This window comes from Promicromonospora sp. CA-289599 (assembly GCF_050936155.1).
Taxonomy (GTDB): Bacteria; Actinomycetota; Actinomycetes; order Actinomycetales; family Cellulomonadaceae; genus Promicromonospora.
On sequence record NZ_JBNJNI010000001.1, the window covers coordinates 4,752,880 to 4,768,030 of the forward strand.

At 71.6% G+C, this 15,151-nt stretch carries 15 protein-coding genes; 9 read left to right on the top strand and 6 right to left on the bottom strand.

The genetic code is table 11. The features are described from left to right. Positions 1-114 precede the first annotated feature (114 nt). On the top strand, positions 115-1,803 hold the full coding sequence (gene miaB / locus ACQEVI_RS21165; RefSeq protein WP_432902409.1) for a tRNA (N6-isopentenyl adenosine(37)-C2)-methylthiotransferase MiaB: 1,689 nt from the start codon (positions 115-117) through the stop codon (positions 1,801-1,803). Between the two features lie 26 nt (positions 1,804-1,829). Here miaB and ACQEVI_RS21170 read toward each other — a convergent pair whose 3' ends face one another. The 5 genes from ACQEVI_RS21170 to ACQEVI_RS21190 form a co-directional block, all read right to left on the bottom strand. Further along, positions 1,830-2,126, bottom strand: coding sequence for a hypothetical protein (locus ACQEVI_RS21170; protein WP_432902411.1), 297 nt, complete (start codon positions 2,124-2,126; stop codon positions 1,830-1,832). Next, a complete protein-coding gene (locus ACQEVI_RS21175) occupies positions 2,123-2,773 on the bottom strand; it encodes a hypothetical protein (protein WP_432902413.1) in 651 nt (216 codons plus the stop codon). Before ACQEVI_RS21175 ends, ACQEVI_RS21170 begins: the two co-directional genes overlap by 4 nt. Before the next feature lie 73 nt (positions 2,774-2,846). Next, positions 2,847-3,755 carry a WXG100 family type VII secretion target gene (locus ACQEVI_RS21180; protein ID WP_432902415.1) on the bottom strand — a complete coding sequence of 303 codons (909 nt, stop codon included), beginning with the start codon at positions 3,753-3,755 and terminating at the stop codon, positions 2,847-2,849. Between the two features lie 111 nt (positions 3,756-3,866). Next, positions 3,867-4,454 (bottom strand): YbjN domain-containing protein, encoded by a 588-nt coding sequence (locus ACQEVI_RS21185; RefSeq protein WP_432902416.1) that lies wholly within the window; start codon positions 4,452-4,454, stop codon positions 3,867-3,869. Then, positions 4,451-5,050: a YbjN domain-containing protein gene (locus ACQEVI_RS21190; RefSeq protein ID WP_432902418.1), complete on the bottom strand. Its 600-nt coding sequence runs from the start codon at positions 5,048-5,050 to the stop codon at positions 4,451-4,453. Before ACQEVI_RS21190 ends, ACQEVI_RS21185 begins: the two co-directional genes overlap by 4 nt. A gap of 144 nt (positions 5,051-5,194) precedes the next feature. Here ACQEVI_RS21190 and ACQEVI_RS21195 point away from each other — a divergent pair, with 144 nt between their 5' ends. From ACQEVI_RS21195 to dapF, 3 genes are read left to right on the top strand one after another with little or no spacing between them, the layout of a single operon-like run. Further along, positions 5,195-5,773: a hypothetical protein gene (locus ACQEVI_RS21195; RefSeq protein WP_432902420.1), complete on the top strand. Its 579-nt coding sequence runs from the start codon at positions 5,195-5,197 to the stop codon at positions 5,771-5,773. A gap of 59 nt (positions 5,774-5,832) precedes the next feature. Next, on the top strand, positions 5,833-6,807 hold the full coding sequence (miaA, locus tag ACQEVI_RS21200) for a tRNA (adenosine(37)-N6)-dimethylallyltransferase MiaA (RefSeq protein WP_432902422.1): 975 nt from the start codon (positions 5,833-5,835) through the stop codon (positions 6,805-6,807). Continuing rightward, positions 6,804-7,769, top strand: coding sequence for a diaminopimelate epimerase (dapF, locus tag ACQEVI_RS21205; protein ID WP_432902424.1), 966 nt, complete (start codon positions 6,804-6,806; stop codon positions 7,767-7,769). The genes miaA and dapF overlap by 4 nt, the downstream gene beginning before the upstream one ends. Before the next feature lie 93 nt (positions 7,770-7,862). On the opposite strand, the gene ACQEVI_RS21210 is transcribed toward dapF, so the two are convergent. Beyond that, the gene (locus ACQEVI_RS21210) at positions 7,863-8,462 is read right to left on the bottom strand and encodes a class I SAM-dependent methyltransferase (RefSeq protein ID WP_432902426.1); all 600 of its coding nucleotides are present in this window, start codon (positions 8,460-8,462) and stop codon (positions 7,863-7,865) included. Positions 8,463-8,514: 52 nt separating this feature from the next. Between ACQEVI_RS21210 and ACQEVI_RS21215 the strand changes: the two genes are divergently transcribed. From ACQEVI_RS21215 to ACQEVI_RS21235, 5 genes are all read left to right on the top strand, one after another. Continuing rightward, the gene (locus tag ACQEVI_RS21215) at positions 8,515-9,099 is read left to right on the top strand and encodes a GNAT family N-acetyltransferase (RefSeq protein WP_432902428.1); all 585 of its coding nucleotides are present in this window, start codon (positions 8,515-8,517) and stop codon (positions 9,097-9,099) included. A 104-nt stretch (positions 9,100-9,203) separates the two neighbouring features. Further along, positions 9,204-10,745, top strand: coding sequence for a GTPase HflX (hflX, locus tag ACQEVI_RS21220; RefSeq protein ID WP_432902430.1), 1,542 nt, complete (start codon positions 9,204-9,206; stop codon positions 10,743-10,745). Between the two features lie 97 nt (positions 10,746-10,842). Beyond that, positions 10,843-11,862, top strand: coding sequence for a LacI family DNA-binding transcriptional regulator (locus ACQEVI_RS21225; RefSeq protein ID WP_432902432.1), 1,020 nt, complete (start codon positions 10,843-10,845; stop codon positions 11,860-11,862). A gap of 53 nt (positions 11,863-11,915) precedes the next feature. Further along, entirely contained in the window at positions 11,916-13,598 is a 1,683-nt protein-coding gene (locus tag ACQEVI_RS21230; RefSeq protein WP_432902433.1) for a glycoside hydrolase family 13 protein, read from the top strand. An 82-nt stretch (positions 13,599-13,680) separates the two neighbouring features. Further along, positions 13,681-15,054, top strand: coding sequence for an ABC transporter substrate-binding protein (locus ACQEVI_RS21235; protein ID WP_432902434.1), 1,374 nt, complete (start codon positions 13,681-13,683; stop codon positions 15,052-15,054). The last annotated feature ends 97 nt before the right edge of the window (positions 15,055-15,151 follow it).

Consider the following 15,151-nt stretch of genomic DNA (forward strand, 5'->3'; position numbering starts at 1 on the left):
TTCAAGGACCAAGTCGACGGGTCATCGGGGCACAACGTTTCGGTAACAGATGCCCGCTATGGACCCAGATCTTCGTGTTCGGCGCGACTCGACAGGGGTCGTAAAATCGACGGGATGTCCACGACCGCCCTCACCCCAGCCCTGCCCGACGCCGCCGCGACCGACCGCTGGACCGATCCAGCCGTCCACGACGAGGCTCCGGAGCAGCCGCCGCGCACCTACATGGTGCGCACGCTGGGCTGCCAGATGAACGTGCACGACTCCGAGCACATGGCGGGGATGCTCGAGGAAGCGGGCTACACCCGGGCCTCCAGCCAGGACGAGGCCGCGAACGCCGCCGACGTCGTCGTGATCAACACGTGCGCCGTGCGGGAGAACGCCGCCAACAAGCTGTACGGGAACCTCGGCCAGCTCGCGAGCATCAAGGCCGCCCGCCCGGGCATGCAGATCGCCGTCGGCGGATGCCTGGCCCAGAAGGACCGCGGGGACATCGTGGCGAAGGCGCCATGGGTCGACGTCGTCTTCGGCACCCACAACCTCGACGCACTGCCGGTGCTGCTGGAGCGCGCCCGGCACAACGAGGCGGCGCAGGTCGAGATCGCGGAGTCGCTGCAGGTCTTCCCGTCCACGCTGCCGACCAGGCGCGAGTCGGTCTACGCCGGCTGGGTCAGCATCTCGGTCGGCTGCAACAACACGTGCACGTTCTGCATAGTGCCGCACCTGCGCGGCAAGGAGCGCGACCGCCGGCCGGGGGAGATCCTGGCCGAGGTCGAGGCGCTCGTCGCCGCGGGCGCCATCGAGGTGACCCTGCTGGGCCAGAACGTGAACAGCTACGGCGTCGAGTTCGGCGACCGTGGCGCCTTCGCCAAGCTGCTGCGCGCCTGCGGCCGGATCGAGGGCCTGGAGCGGGTCCGGTTCACGTCCCCGCACCCTGCCGCGTTCACGGACGACGTCATCGCCGCGATGGCCGAGACGCCCAACGTGATGCCGCAGCTGCACATGCCGCTGCAGTCCGGCTCCGACCGGATCCTGCGCGCGATGCGCCGCTCCTACCGCTCGGAGAAGTTCCTCGGCATCCTCGACCGCGTCCGCGCGGCGATGCCGGACGCCTCGATCACCACCGACATCATCGTGGGCTTCCCGGGCGAGACCGAGGAGGACTTCGCCGAGACGCTGCGCGTCGTCGAGGCCTCGCGGTTCAGCTCGGCGTTCAGCTTCCAGTACTCGCCGCGCCCCGGCACGCCGGCCGCGACCATGGACGGCCAGCTGCCCAAGGAGGTCGTGCAGGAGCGGTTCGAGCGCCTGCTCGCCCTGCAGGAGCGCGTCGGCGCCGAGGAGGCCGCGAAGCAGGTCGGTCGCACGCTCGAGGTGCTCGTCGCCGAGGACTCCGGCCGCAAGAGCGGCGAGCGGCACCGCCTGTCGGGCCGCGCCGAGGACAACCGCCTGGTGCACTTCGCCCTGCCCCAGCACGACGCGCCGGCCGGGCCGGGCGCCTACCTCGCCGGCACCGACCTCACCCAGGCACCCGCGAGCCTGGACGACCCGCGCCTCGCCGACGTCGTGCCCGAGGGGCTGCCGCGCCCTGGCGACATGGTGACCGTGACCGTGACGAAGGCCGCCCCGCACCACCTGCTGGCGGACTCGCCGCTCACCGACGGCCTCCCGGTGCGGCGTACCCGCTCTGGCGACGCCTGGGCGGCGCGGGAGAAGGCGCGGCTCGGCGGGGGAGCGGACGAGCACTCGCACGGCACGTCATCGCCGTCCGGCCCGGTCTCGCTGGGGCTGCCGACGCTGCGTCGCTGACGCAGGACAAGGCGCCTCGGGGGCCCCTACGAGCCCTCCGCCAGGTGGCGGGCCCTGGCACGCTGCGTGCGTGCGATCGGCAGGCACGACACGCCGGCTACGACGCACAGGATGACGAAGATCCATGGAAAGGCGTCGTCCGCGTTGAACCCGCGGAAGTTGTTCTGGTAGTCCCCCACCTGGGCGACCCACCAGGCGACCGAGGTGAGCCCCGCGATGCCCCACGACAAGATGGCGAAGATGACCCACATCCGGGCAAGGCGACGTGCCAGAGCGGGATCGCCCTGATCCGACCACCGGTCCCTGGAGAGCGAACGGCTCATGCAAGGGCCTCGGCCAGGACGCGGAACGAGGGGTCCGCCTCGACCGGGCTCGGCGGGGAAAGGCGGTCCACCGGGCCACTGGAGAACGCCCACGACTTGTCCTCGCCGATCCGGACTGCCGCGGCGCGGTCCCCGGACTCGGCAATGACCTTGATGCTCCCCGCGAACGGCAGGGTCTTGATGTCCTTGTAGGTGGCACGGACGTACCGGGAGGCTGCGTCGATGAGCCGCTCGCCGGCGGGCAGCGGAAGGGCCTGCCAGATGCCGTACGGCTTGGGCTCGATCAGGGCGGCGCCCTCGGGCGACTTGACCAGGAGCGCAACGTGGTTCGTCTCACCGGACACGCCGGCCGCCTCGATCCACTCCGTGGCGCGGTTCAGTACCGCGGTCAGCGCGAGGACCTTGCCCTGGGGGGTCAGTACTCCGGCGTCGTCGACGGATGCCAGCTTGCGCACCAGCAGAGAGCTGAGTCCCGCACCGACGAGCGGCGAGCCGTCAGGAACCTCCGGCAGACGCAGCGACTCGCGCGTCCGCTGGGCTGAAGCGCCCTCACCCAGCGACAGCAGGCTGAGGAGCTCGAAGCCGGTCAGCTCGATCGTCTGGTCCGCGCGGCGGCCAGGGCCCCCGGTGGTGTCCTGCTCAGTCATCGGTTCCTCCTCGTCGGGCCGGACGGCCGCAATTCTTCCAGGTCAGGATAGGTGCTCGTGATTGCGCCGCGCGTCACCACGAGAAGAGGTCCTTTGCCCCGTCGATGAGGGCGCCACCCGCATCGAGGACGTCGCCTGCCGCGTCGCTCACCGCGTCGACGGCATCGCCCGCCAGGTCGGCCGCTCCGTCGAGCACCTCGCCACCCTTTTCGAGCGCCCAGTCCGTGGCCTTGTTGGCGCCGTTCCAGATGGCCTCGGTGACGTTCCCATCGATGAAGATATCGGCGATCGCCCAGGCGGCACCGAGGCCCAGGATGGTCCAGCCGACAGGGTTGGAGAGCAGCGCAGCGCCCGCGAGCACCCCGGCCACGCCGAATCCGGCGGTGATGGCGCCGTCGCCCGCCTTCCAGTAGTCACCCTCAGCGAAGCCCTGACCCATCTGGAACGCGCCGAACGCGACAGAACCCCACGCGAGGGCGGTACCGGCGCCGCCGACGAACTTGCCAAGGCCGCCCGGGACTGAGTCGGCCAGGCCCCAGACGCCGTATGCCCCCCGCGTCGCGAGGTCGAGGCCGAACTGGGTCACGCCCGCAACGGTCCATCCCCAGCTGGCATCCCCGATGAGATCGTTGAGCCAGTTGCTTTCCTCGCCTTGGAACGTGCGAGGCGGGGACTGGGATTCACCACCGGGAGGCGTGCCGGCGCCGCCGCCGTAGTCGTTGCTGGTCTCCTCCTGCATGTCCGCATTGCGCTCGACCGTGACCTTGGCGCCGGCGAGGTTGTCCGAGGCCAGGCGGAGGGACGGCGCGTGGTGCCCGTCCCACTCTGCGCGGAACTGGTCACCGCCGGGTCCCAGCCAGTCGACGGAGGACAACACAGAGGTGACCTCGCTGACGGTGTTGTCCAGCGACTGCGCCGCCACGTCGAACTCTCTTGCGAGGGCGCGCAGCTGTGCTAGGTCAGCACCCCACATCTCACCCATCGGTACTCCCTACCGCTCGTCCGGCTGTCAACTGGTGCAGACGGTAGCTGACCAGGAACGGCAGGGCGAACAAAGGTACTGGGTAGAACTACCCATGGCACCGCTCGCGCGTCAGCCCTCGTCCGACGACGGCTTTTCGTCCGAGGGTGGAGCCTCCGACGGCGGGGCCAGCGAGGCCACCGTCGAGAAGAACTGGCTGGCCGTGACCAGGCCGCACGACACGGTCTGGGCGAGCTGCTCCTCGGTCGCGCCGTGCTCGAAGTCCACCGACACCTCGGCGTACAGGGCGAGCCCCGAGCTCTCCTCACGCGTGTAGACCTTCGGCCAGATGCGCTCGCGGTTCCAGTCGTTCGCGGCCTGGAGCACGGCAAGGCGTGCGCCGGCGGGCAGCGTGCCCGCCCAGCGGCCGCGCACCTGCAGGATCTCGTCGTGCTCGCCCAGCAGCAGGAACCAGAACCGGTTGCCGTCCCAGGTGCCCGTGACGTCGCCGTCGTCGTCGATGCGGAACCGGTAGCCGCGTCGCGAGAGGTCGTCGCCCACACGCTGCGTGCTCAGCGGCCGAGGCTTCTCGACCTGCGTGTTGGTGATGGTCCGCAGCTGCGTGCCGGAGGACCGCCGCGCGGCCGGCGGACGCGGGTTCAGCAGCCGTGCGAGCCAGCGGCCGGCGCCGCGTCCGCCCCCGCCCATGGGCGGGCTCATGGTGCGGACCTCAGCGGATCGGGGAACGTCTCGTCGAGATGCTCGAAGAACATGGAGCCGGTGGTCAGCCCGCACTGCAGGAGCTGGTCCAGCTGGTCCTCGGTGACGCCGTGCTCCAGGTCGACGGTGACCTCGGTGTAGACGAGCACGGCCCCGTTGTCCCGGACCCGCACGTACGTCTTGGGCCAGATGCGCTCGGCGTTCCACTCGTTGCAGAGCTCGAGGATCTCCTCGAGCCGCTCGATGGTCAGGTCCCGGTGCCACTGCCCGCGCACCTGGAGCACCTCGGAGCTCTCGCCGACCATCAGGAAGTAGAAGAGCCAGCCGTGCCACAGCCCGCCGACGTCGCCCTCCGAGTCCACGAAGTAGCTGAACCCGTTCTCACCCAGCCACTCGACCACGCGATCGCGCGTCAAGGGCTCAGGAATCGAGGAGGGATCGTCGAGACCGCCCGTCAGCTCCCGAAGCAGCACCCCTTCGACCTGGGCGCGGAGCTCGTCGTCGTCGAGTTCCCTGGGCTCGGGCTGTTGCCGGCCGGTAGCCGCACGATCGCCTTCGCCCGCCGTGTTACGGCGTCGTGACCCGAAGAACCTCACCAGCCCACAGTACCCGCCCGACCCCTCCGCTCGCTGCGTCGGACACGTAGGAAATGGGGTGGAATCGTCCAGCTGCTCCTGCGCGATGTTCTTGTGCGGGCCCGGATCGGCCCGAGCCGTGTAGTTTCGTGGATCGTGCGAGCCGTGATCCTGCCTGCGACCCCGTTGCTCGTCCCGGGGCTCGCCCCCGGTCTGAGGGCGGACCCCCTCATGGCGGTACGGGGCGCGGTCCGGGCCGCCCTCGCGAAGCTCGTCACAGGCGGCCGGCTGCCATTGGTCCTTGCCCACGGACCTGTGTTCCGGCACGGACGCATGCGCCCGTCGCTCGCGGGAGCCGGGATCGGTGACCGCTGGTTGCCCGGGGCCTCGGCTGCCGGGCCCTGGGCGGACGGCGCCCCCGCGGGCACCGGCGCGTCCGTCGCGCTGCTGGCGCTCGCGGACGTGCTGGGCGACCGGACCACCGACGTCGAGACGCTGGAGGTGCCGGACGACGGCTCGTCGCTCGACGGCGGCATCGCCGACCTGCTGCGCGGCGCGACCGGTCTGGTCGTAGCTGGCGGGGGAGTGCCCGGCGGGCTGGACGACGGTCCCGGGGCACTCGCCGACGGCATCCGGGGGGCGCTGCGTGCGGCCGGAGCCGATGCCTGGCACGCCGAGGTCCAGGTGTTCGGGCAGTCGCACGGCCACCTGCCGTCTGCCTATCGCGTGACCACGCTGGCCTGAGGGCTGGTCCGAGGGCTGGTCCGAGGGACGGTGTCTGCGTCGGCCCGTAAGGTTGCCGCGTGATAGTCGTCGCCGTCGTGGGTCCCACCGCCACCGGAAAGTCGGACCTCGCGCTCGACCTGGCCCAGGCGCTGGGCGCCGCCGAGATCGTCAACGCCGACGCCTACCAGCTCTACCGCGGCATGGACGTCGGGACCGCCAAGGTGCCGCCGAGCGAGCGGCGCGGCGTCGCGCACCACCAGCTCGACGTCCTGGACCCCGCCGAGGACTCCTCCGTGGCCCGCTACCAGGAGTCGGGACGCGCCGACCTGGACGCGATCGCCGGGCGAGGTGCGCGCGCCGTCGTCGTCGGCGGATCCGGGCTGTACGTACGGGCACTGCTCGACGCGATGGACTTCCCGGGCACCGACCCCGAGGTCCGGGCGCGGCTCGAGGCACGCGCCGAGGCCGAGGGCCGCCGCGCCCTGCACGCCGAGCTCGCGGGCCTCGACCCACGGGCGGCAGAGAACATCGACCCGCACAACACCCGCCGCATAGTGCGCGCGCTGGAGGTCATCGAGATCACCGGCCGCCCGTACACGGCCAACCTGCCCCGTCAGGAGTACGTACGGCCCGCCGTGCAGATCGGGCTCGACTGCTCCCGGGAGGTGCTGGACGCACGGGTCGCGTCGCGTGTGGACCGCATGTGGGACACGGGTCTCGTGGACGAGGTGCGCGCCCTGGCGAGCCCCGAGCAGGGTGGCACCGGAACCGGTCTGGGCGTGACCGCCGCGCGCGCCGTCGGGTACGCCGAGGTGCTCGCCTGGTGGCGCGGCGAGCTCACCGAGGCGGAGGCCAGGGAGGCGATCACCGCGAACACCCGCCGGCTCGCCCGCAAGCAGATGGGCTGGTTCGGCCGCGACCCGCGCGTCCACTGGCTCGACGCCGCCTCGCCCCACCTGCTCGACGAGGCGCTCGCGATCGTCGCAGACGCCGACGACGGGACCCTGCCGGTTGCCGGATCCGAACCCGTGCGCCGTAGCCTGGGCTCATGACGCAGCCCGCGACCAGCCCTGTGCCCTCCGCCCCGACGCCCGGCACCCTCGCCTTCACCAAGGGGCACGGCACGCGGAACGACTTCGTGCTGATCGCGGACCCCGAGGGCACGCTGGACCTCGGGCCCGCCGACGTGCGCAGGCTGGCCGACCGCCGTTCCGGCATCGGCGGCGACGGCGTGATCCGGCTCGCCCCGACCGCCGCGCTGGCCCGCGCCGGTGAGGAGGCGGCCCAGGAGGTCCTGGCGCAGGATCCCACCGCCGAGTGGTTCATGGACTACCGCAACGCGGACGGCTCCGTCGCGGAGATGTGCGGTAACGGCGTGCGCGTCTTCGCGGCGTTCGCCGAGCAGGAGGGGCTCGCCGACCTGTCCACCGGGCCGCTCAGCCTCGGCACCCGCGGGGGCGTCAAGCGCGTCACCAAGGAGCCCGGCGGCTGGTACGCCGTCGACATGGGCCCCTGGTTCCTGCCCGGCGGCGAGTCCGCCGCGGCCGAGGGGTACGACGCGGCGGTCGCGGTCCACGGCTGGACCGCACCCCGCCCCGCCCTGAGCGTCGACCTCGGCAACCCGCACACCGTCGTCGCCCTCGCGAGCCTCGACGAGCTCGACTCGCTCGAGCTCCTCCACGCCCCTGAGGTCGCACCCCTGCCCCCGCACGGCACCAACGTCGAGCTGGTGGTACCGCTCGGCGAGGAGGAGGGGCCCGACGGCGTCGTCGGACGCCTCCGCATGCGGGTGCACGAGCGCGGGGTCGGCGAGACGCCGTCGTGCGGCACCGGCGCGTGCGCCGCGGCGCTCGCGGTGCGCACCTGGCAGGCGGGGTCGTCCGGCGCCGGCGCCCCTGACACGTGGATCGTCGAGGTGCCGGGCGGCGAGGTGCGGGTGCGCGTCCTGCCGAGCGGCAACGTCGAGCTCGCGGGCCCCGCCGAGCTGGTCTACTCGGGGCACATCGCTCGATAGCTTGCTCCACCTGTCAGACCCCGGCGCACGTGTCAGACGTACAGGTCACTCGGGTGATTCACGGGTCTGACAACTGCGGGAGGGGCTGACAGGTTAGGCCGCGACCCGCAGGACGCGGAACCCCTTGGACGACGCCTCCCGCTCGACCTGCAGGTCGAGCGTGTCGGTGATCCAGCGCGCGAGCGAGTCGGACCCCAGGTTCTTCTGCACCACCAGCCACGCCTCGGCGCCGTCCGCGAGCCGGGGCAGCCACCGCGTCAGCAGGTCGTGCAACGCCTGCTTGCCCACGCGGATCGGCGGGTTGGACCAGCACGTGTCGAACGTGATGTCCTCCGGCACGTCGTCGGGCAGCGCCGCGCGGACGTTCGTCAGGCCGAGCCGCTCCGCGTTGCGTCGCACCAGGTCGAGGGCCCGCTCGTTGACATCGACGGCCCAGACCGTGGCGTGCGGCGCCTCCAGTGCGAGGGAGATCGTGATGGGCCCCCAGCCGCACCCCAGGTCGAGCAGGTTGCCCGACGGCGGAGGCGCCGGAACCGCGTCGAGCAGCACCGCCGTGCCCTTGTCGACCCCACCGGGCGAGAAGACCCCCGGCGCCACCTCGACCTCCAGCTCACGACCGGCGAGGTGGATGGTCCGGGTACGACGCTCGTCGTCCGAGGCGGGCTGCGCGGTGAAGTAGTGGTCGGTGGACACCGCGCAATCCTAGGCGCTTGCCGCCCACGGTGGTCGGTGCCAGCCTTCCCGCATGGAGATCGTGCCGGCCACCCCGGACCGGTGGGACGACGTGCAGACCGTGTTCGGTCTGCGGGGCGGCGCCCACCACTGCCAGTGCCAGCGCATCCGGCTCGGCGACCGGGCCTGGTGGTACCTGTCCGTCGAGGAACGCGGCCACCACCTGCGCGAGCAGCTCGACGCGGGCCCGGACGCGCCGACGTCGGGCGCCCTGGTCGCGTACGTCGACGGCGAGCCCGCCGGCTGGGTGGCTGTCGCGCCCCGCACCGAGTTCGTCCGGTACCGCGGCAGCCAGGTCCCGTGGGCGGGCCGGCACGAGGACAAGGACGACGACGGTGTCTGGGCGATCACCTGCTTCGCCGTCCGCACCGGGATGCGCAAGCAGGGCCTGATGTACGAGCTGGCGGCGTCCGCCGTCGAGCATGCGCGGGAGCGGGGCGCCGAGGCCGTCGAGGGCTACCCGATAGTGCCCGACCCGGGGCAGCAGATCTCGTGGGGCGAGGTCAACGTCGGTACGCCGGGACCGTTCACGGCAGCGGGCCTGACGGAGGTTAGCCGGCCGACGAAGCGGCGCCGGGTGATGCGGCTGGACTTCTGACGGCAGGCTCCCGGTTGCCCGGTCGGGAAAGACATAGCCGCGGGACTTTCGACCGTGGGATCCTTGTTGTACAGACGGAAGAACAATCGAGAGTTAGGTAGTACATGACCCACACCCCGACAGAGCCCGAGCTCCCCGCAGAGGAGACGCCCGAACTCCGCGAGGTCCAGCCTGATGCCCAGGCGATCGCGAACGATGTCGTGGCACGGGTTCTCGCTCGGGCGGGGACCGCACGTGCCGACGGCGACACGGTGCACACCGTGGCCGACGGCGACCAGCTGGAGCTCGAGGAGCGCACAGCGCTGCGCCGCGTGGCCGGCCTGTCGACCGAGCTCGAGGACGTCACCGAGGTCGAGTACCGGCAGCTGCGCCTGGAGAAGGTAGTGCTCGTCGGCCTCTTCACGGGTGGCGAGCACGCGGCCCGCGACGCCGAGATCTCGCTCCGCGAGCTCGCCGCACTGGCCGAGACGGCCGGCTCCCAGGTGCTGGACGGCATGCTCCAGCGCAGGCAGAAGCCCGACCCGGGCACGTACCTTGGTTCCGGCAAGGCTCTGGAGCTCGCAGAGGTCGTCATGGCGACAGGAGCCGACACCGTGATCGTCGACGGCGAGCTCGCCCCGTCCCAGCGTCGTTCGCTGGAGGACGTGGTGAAGGTCAAGGTCGTCGACCGCACCGCCCTGATCCTGGACATCTTCGCGCAGCACGCGAAGTCCCGTGAGGGCAAGGCTCAGGTCGAGCTCGCCCAGCTCGAGTACCTGCTGCCGCGTCTGCGCGGCTGGGGTGACTCGATGTCCCGCCAGGCCGGTGGCCAGGTGGGTGGCGCGGGCGCAGGCATGGGCTCGCGTGGTCCCGGTGAGACCAAGATCGAGCTGGACCGGCGGCGCATCCGTGACCGGATGTCCAAGCTGCGGCGTGAGATCGTCGCGATGAAGCCGGCCCGCGAGACCAAGCGGCTGAGCCGTAAGCGCAACGCGATCCCCGCGGTCGCGATCGCCGGCTACACGAACGCCGGCAAGTCCTCGCTGCTGAACGCGCTGACCGGTGCGGGCGTGCTCGTCGAGAACGCGCTGTTCGCGACCCTGGACCCGACCGTGCGCCGCACCAAGACCGAGGACGGCCGCGTCTACACGCTGACCGACACCGTCGGGTTCGTGCGGCGGCTGCCGACCCAGCTCGTCGAGGCGTTCCGGTCCACGCTGGAGGAGGTCGGCGATGCCGACATCCTGCTGCACGTGGTCGACGCGTCCCACCCGGACCCCGAGGGGCAGATCGCGGCTGTGCGCGAGGTGCTCTCGGAGATCCCGGCTTTCGACAAGGTGCACGAGATCGTCGTGCTGAACAAGGCCGACATCGCCGACCCGACGGTCGTCGGCCGGATCCAGCGGCGCGAGCGGCACACCGCCGTCGTCTCCGCGCACTCCGGCGAGGGCATCGCCGAGCTGCGCGCCCGCGTCGCGGCCGAGCTGCCGCGCCCGGGCGTCGCCATCGACCTGGTGGTCCCGTACGAGCGGGGCGACCTGGTGCACCGCGTGCACGAGCACGGCGACATCGATCTGACCGAGCACGTCGCCGCGGGGACCCACCTGCGTGGACGGGTGGACGAGCAGCTCGCCATCGAGCTGCGGCAGGTCGCCGTAGCCTCCTGATCCGCCGCCGGCGTCCGACGCCGGGATACGCAAGCCGCTTGCAGGACCATGCAATCCCTGCAAGCGGTTTGCGTTATCCGTGACTAGGATCGACGTCATGTCGAGACGGTTAGCGGATGTGGCGAAGAAGGTCGGCGTGAGCGAGGCGACGGTCAGTCGTGTGCTCAACGGAAAGCCAGGAGTGTCCCAGGGCACCCGGGACGCCGTGCTGACGGCGCTGGACGTGCTGGGCTACGAGCGGCCCACCAAGCTGCGGGGCAGCCGCGGCAAGCTCGTCGGCCTGGTCCTCCCCGAGCTCGTGAACCCGATCTTTCCCGCGTTCGCGGAGGTGATCGGCGGCGCACTGGCCCAGCAGGGGTACACGCCGGTGCTCTGCACCCGCACGGCCGGCGGCGTCACCGAGGCCGAGTACATCGATCTGCTGCTCCAGCAGCAGGTCTCCGGCGTGATCTTCGCGGGCGGCTTCTACGCCGAGCGCGAGGCGGACCACTCCCACTACCGGCGGCTGGAGGACCTCGGGCTGCCCGTCGTGCTCATGAACGCGTCGATCGAGGACCTCGGCTTCCCGCGGGTCGCGACCGACGACCTCGTGGCGATCGAGCAGGCGATGGGCCACGTCGCGTCGCTCGGGCACCAGCGGATCGGCCTGCTGCTGGGCCCGGCCGACCACGTCCCGTCGGAGCGCAAGCTCGCCGCCGCCCGCCGGTTCGCGAAGCGGAACGACCTGGACCTGGACGACGGTCTGGTGGTGCACTCGCAGTACTCGCTGGAGAGCGGTCAGGCAGCGGCCAACCGGCTCATCGAGCGCGGCGCCACCGCGATCGTCTGCGCCAGCGACCCGCTCGCCCTCGGTGCGATCCGGGCGGTACGCCGCGTCGGGCTGTCGTGCCCGGCGGACGTCTCGGTCGTCGGGTTCGACGACTCGGCGCTGATGAACTCGACCGACCCGGCGCTGACCACCGTCCGCCAGCCGATCGAGCCGATGGGACGGGCCGCCGTCGACCTGCTCGCCGCGCTCATCGACGGCAGCGACGTGCCGCGCGACGAGCTGCTCTTCGAGCCGGAGCTCGTGGTCCGCGCGTCGACCGCTGCCGCGAAGGTTGTCACAAATCGATAAGGGACCTGTCGAGTTCTTGCGCACTCGTTGTCATGTGACTTACGGTTCACTGCATGACGACGACGTCCGAGCCTGCAGCAGACCCGCAACCCGCCGGGCCCGAGTGGTGGCGCAGCGCGGTGATCTACCAGATCTATCCCCGCAGCTTCGCGGACGGGAACGGCGACGGGACCGGTGACCTCGCCGGCGTCCGCTCGCGGCTGGGGTACCTGCGGGACCTGGGCGTGGACGCCATCTGGTACACGCCCTGGTACGCCTCGCCCCTGGCGGACGGCGGCTACGACGTGCGGGACTACCGCCGGATCGACCCGGCGTTCGGCACCCTGGACGACGCCGAGGCGCTCATCGCCGAGGCCCGCGAGCTGGGTATCCGGACCATCGTCGACGTGGTCCCCAACCACATCTCGGCCGAGCACGAGTGGTTCCGGGCGGCGCTCGCGGCGGGCCCTGGTTCGCCGGAGCGCGAGCGGTTCTGGTTCCACGACGGCGGGGGTGCCGACGGGGCGCAGATCCCGACCGGGTGGGTCTCGAGCTTCCAGGGCCAGACCTGGACCCGCACGACCAACCCCGACGGCACGCCCGGCCAGTGGTATCTGCACCTGTTCACCCCCGAGCAGCCGGACGTGAACTGGAACCACCCCGAGGTCCGGCAGGAGCACGAGGACGTCCTGCGGTTCTGGTTCGACCGGGGTGCGGCCGGGATCCGGATCGACTCGGCGGCGCTCATCGTCAAGGACCCCGGACTGCCGGAGGTCCCGGAGACGCCGGGCCCGGGGGAGCACCCTCACCTGGACCGCGACGAGATCCACGACATCTACCGCGGCTGGCGGCGCGTCGCCGACTCGTACGCCGAGCCGCGCGTCCTCGTGGGCGAGGTGTGGCTCGCGGACCACGAGCGGTTCGCCCAGTACCTGCGCCCCGACGAGATGCACACCGCGTTCAACTTCGACTTCATGGCCCGCCCCTGGGACGCGAAGGAGCTGCGTGAGTCGATCCGGATGACGCTGGAGGCGCACGCCCCGGTCGGGGCACCGGCCACCTGGGTGCTTTCGAACCACGACGTCACGCGACCCGTCACCCGGTACGGCCGGGAGGACTCGTCCTTCGACTTCGCGGCCAAGCGGTTCGGCACGCCGTCCGACCTGGACCTCGGTACGCGCCGGGCGCGAGCCGCCGCGCTGCTGGTCGCGGCACTGCCCGGCGCCCTGTACGTCTACCAGGGCGACGAGCTCGGCCTGCCCGAGGCAGAGGTCCCGAAGGAGCTCATCCAGGACCCCATGCACTTCCGGTCCGACGGCGTCGACCCCGGCCGGGACGGCTGCCGTGTCCCCATCCCGTGGACCCGGGCCGGCTCGAGCCTCGGGTTCGGGCCCGACGGCGGCGCGGCGCCCTGGCTGCCCCAGCCCGCCGGCTGGAGCGACCGTTCCGTGGAGGCGCAGGCCGGCGACCCCGACTCGATGCTGAGCCTCTACCGCCGCGCGCTGCACCTGCGGCGCGACCTCCCGGCGCTGCACGCCGAAGAGCTCACGTGGCTCGGCCGCGACCTCGACCTCGATGTCGACAGCCAGGGCGACGACGTCGTCGCCTTCACCCGCGGCGCCCGCTTCGCGTGCGTCGTCAATCTCGGGACGGCTCCCGTCCCCCTGCCCGCCGGGGCCACGGTGCTCCTGGCGAGCGGCCCCGCCGACGGCGAGATCGGACCGGACACCGCCGTCTGGCTCGACCTGCCGTCCTGATCCCCCTCATCCCTACTCGGCTTCCCCAGATCGGCTTTCCCCCAGAGAGGCCGCCCCAGCGGCACACGACCAAGGAGTGACAATGAAGTCAGCACAGAAGCGCGCGGCGTTCGCCCTGGTGGGTGTTCTGTCCGTCGCGGGAACCCTCACGGCCTGCGGCTCGTCCGACGAGCCGGCCGCGGAGCCCACGGGCCCCGTGACCATCGAGGTCTCCATCGACGCCGGTCTCGAGCAGGAGGCGATCGACGCCTTCGACGAGCGCATCGCGCAGTTCGAGGAGGCCAACCCGGACATCCAGGTGGAGACGAAGGAGTTCACCTGGTCCGGCACGACGTTCGCCGCCGAGCTCGCGGGCGGCACGCTGCCCGACGTCTTCCCGATCCCGTTCACCGACGGCCGGGCGCTCATCGAGCGCGGGCAGATCGCCGACGTCAGCGAGCTGGTGGCCGAGCTGCCCTATGCGGACCAGTTCAACCCCACCATCGCGGCGGCGGGCCAGGATGCCGAGGGTGGCATGTGGGCCGTCCCGATCGCCGCCTACAACCAGGGCCTGCACTACAACCGGGCGCTCTTCGAGGAGGCCGGGCTCGACCCGGACAACCCGCCGGCGACGTGGGACGAGGTGCGCGACGCCGCCAAGGCCATCGCGGACAAGACCGGTCAGGCGGGCTACGCCCACATGACGCAGAGCAACACGGGCGGCTGGATCCTCACCACCGAGACGTACGCGCTCGGCGGCCGCATCGTCGAGGGTGAGGGCGAGGAGACGACCGCCACCGTCGACAACGACGCCACGGTCCAGGCGCTCGAGATGCTGCAGGAGATGCGCTGGGAGGACGACTCGATGGGCTCCAGCTTCCTGTACGACTGGGGCACCATCAACCAGGACTTCGCCGCCGGGAAGATCGGCATGTACATCTCGGGCGGTGCGAACTACCCCAACCTGTTCACGCAGAACCAGATGAACCCCGACGAGTACGGCGTCACCGTGCTGCCCCTGGAGGGCGACGACGCCGGCACGCTCGGCGGCGGCACGCTCGCCGCGGTGAGCTCCGCGGCGTCCGAGGTCGAGCAGGCGGCCGCCGTGAAGTGGATCGACTTCTACTACGTCTCCAAGCTGACAGACCAGGACGCGGCCGTGGCCGAGGCCGAGGTCGCCGCCGAGACCGACCAGCCCGTCGGCGCCCCCGCCCTGCCGATCTTCGACCGGGCGGCGTACGAGGAGCAGCAGGGCTGGATCAAGGACCTCGTCAACGTCCCGCTGGAGAACTTCGCACCGATGACGGAGCAGATGTTCGACCAGCCGGTCATCCCCGAGCCCGCCGTCGCGACCCAGGACGTGTACGCGACGCTCGACCCGGTGGTCCAGGCGGTGCTGACCGACGAGAACGCGGACATCGACGCCCTGCTCGCCGACGCGCAGACCCAGGTCCAGACCCTGCTCGACCGCAGCTGACCGCCGCAGGCCCGGCTCGCGCCCTGCTGGTCGAGCCTGTCGGGACCCACCGAGGCCTCGACAGGCTCGACCGCCGCAGGGTGGCGGGCCGGACCAT